The organism is Streptococcus suis (assembly GCF_016743335.1).
Classification (GTDB): domain Bacteria; phylum Bacillota; class Bacilli; order Lactobacillales; family Streptococcaceae; genus Streptococcus; species Streptococcus suis_Y.
Window position 1 is genome coordinate 1 of the sequence record NZ_WCJE01000107.1, and the last position, 596, is coordinate 596.

1 protein-coding gene is annotated in these 596 nt (G+C 45.6%); it reads right to left on the minus strand.

Going from position 1 to position 596, the window contains the following annotated elements:
- Positions 1 to 581 (minus strand): IS110 family transposase (locus tag F9856_RS12070; protein ID WP_202106736.1); only part of this gene is annotated, 581 nt, incomplete at its 3' end.
- Between the last annotated feature and the right edge of the window lie 15 nt (positions 582 to 596).

Sequence of the window (596 nt, forward strand, 5' to 3'; positions counted from 1 at the left end):
GATTGATGGACAATGCGAGGTGTGATAGGCGTCTCATCAACCAGTAGCTGAAGGAGATTGCGACCAGATAGCCCCATTATATCTTCGATATAGGTTGTTAGCTTGATACCACCTGACTGAAGAATTTTATGGATACGATTGGTTTCGCGATTACGGCTTTCCACATAATGTTTTCGCTGTCTGGTCAACTCCCTCAATTCTTGAATGGTTTCATCGGGGACGAAACTCCGAGGAAGCAGACCAATCCGTGTTAATTTGGCTATCCAGTGAGCATCCTTCTTGTCGGTTTTCTGACCTGGAATAGCCTTCATGTGGGCTGGTTGAGCCAGTATCAGCTCGAAGTCATCACAGAGAGCATGCCAGACAGGTCGCCAATAAATACCTGTGCTTTCCATACCAACAGCTTCCACATGAAATTGACTGAGAAAATCGTGGCAAGCACGTAGGCCTTTAGTCGTTGTATCAAACGTAGCCATCTCACGCTTTGGACGAGTTGAGGTGAGTGGTCCATGTAGGATACAGACGACAATATTGGCTTGATGGACATCAATACCTGCACAAGATTGATAGAGAACATCCATGATAATTCCCTCCTT